Below are 1311 nucleotides of genomic sequence, written 5' to 3' on the forward strand. Positions count from 1 at the left end.
ACGGGAGGGTGCTCGTGGACGTCCCGGCCTGGTTGTCCCGGTTGTAGACCCGGGCCTTCCAGTCCACCGACCTCGGGACGGTCAGGGACTTCGCGTTGGCCCGGAGGACCAGGTACCAGCGCTCACCGAGCTGGGCGTAGTCGCCGGGGGCGAAGTCGTCCTTGCTCCAGATCTTGACGCCGGCCGCCCGGACCTCGAGAAGGTGAGCGTCCCAGTGGGCGATCTGGTCACACAGGTCGTGGTGGTCGGCGTCCAGCTTGGCAAGGTGATCCACGATCAGCTGGGGGCCGAGGGGGTTGCCTGCCTCCGTGCACCCCTCGGCGGTCCGGACCACCCGCTCCATCTGCCGCTCCACCCGCCGCCGGTCGGCGTTCAGCTGGTCCAGGCGGCGGAGGGTCGTGCCCGGGTGCTTGCGTCCCTCCTCGTAGAACGCCGCACTGTCCGCCCGGCCCCGGCACCGGTCCGCTTCCTGCTGCTCGGCGACCGACTGGCCAAAAAGCGTGCGTGCCCGCTCCAGATCCCGCATGTGCCGTCCGGCCGAGTAGTGGTCGACCTTCACCGGCTCGCCCTGGTAGCTCGCGGCGATCTGTCGGCCGCGCGTCCACTTCTCGTCTGAGGACTCCTGCAGACGGTCCGCTCTGGCGTCGAAGCCCTCGGAGCGGACTCCGGCCCGCTCGTACCGCTCGGCCTCCGCCTCCGCGAAGGGGCGCCGGGCGGTCTCGTCAATGTCCACGGTCACCGTGTGCCCGGCCTCCTCCAGGGTGGCCTTGGCGCCCTGGATCCGGCGCATGTCCGCGGTACGGTCCCGGGAGCCGCGCAGGTAGACGAAGCCGACGGAGCGGGCGTAGCGGAAGCCCCACGGGTTCAGCGCCTCCAGGACGCCGTCGCCGGGCTCCGAGCCGTGGATCAGCGTGCCTTCCGCCCTCGTGTGTTTGATCGTGATGTCTGCCATGGCTGTACCTCCTGGCGGCTTCTCAGCGGCCGTTGGTGGCGTACGGGTTGGGAAGCCGGCGGGCCCTGTCGTCCCGGCCGGTCGAGCGCTCGTCGGTGACGAAGGACTTGCGGATGCGGAGGAACCGGGCCAGCGCGGCGGGGGACTCGAACCGGCGGCTGAGAAAGACGAGCACGGTGTCGTCCGAGCCGCTGATCTCGACGCCCTCCTCGTAGAGCGCGACGCCGACGTCTCCCTGGGTGATGGCGTTGCGGAGCGCGCGGGCGAGCGCCTGGTCCCCGGCGAGCCGCTGGGCGGGGGTGAGCTTCGGGCCGGTGGTGGTCTTGGCGGTCATGACGTTCCCTTTCGGAGGGGTGGGG

The 1311-nt window shown here is 71.2% G+C and carries 2 protein-coding genes; both read right to left on the reverse strand.

The window, feature by feature from the left end; all coding sequences use genetic code 11:
• On the reverse strand, positions 1-952 hold a 952-nt coding region (locus ACWF94_RS40665; RefSeq protein ID WP_453500354.1), incomplete at its 3' end, for a DUF3560 domain-containing protein.
• 22 nt (positions 953-974) lie between these two features.
• A partial coding sequence (locus ACWF94_RS40670; protein WP_453500356.1) for a hypothetical protein occupies positions 975-1311 on the reverse strand: 337 nt, incomplete at its 5' end.

It is taken from the genome of Streptomyces sp. NPDC055078 (genome assembly GCF_053607985.1).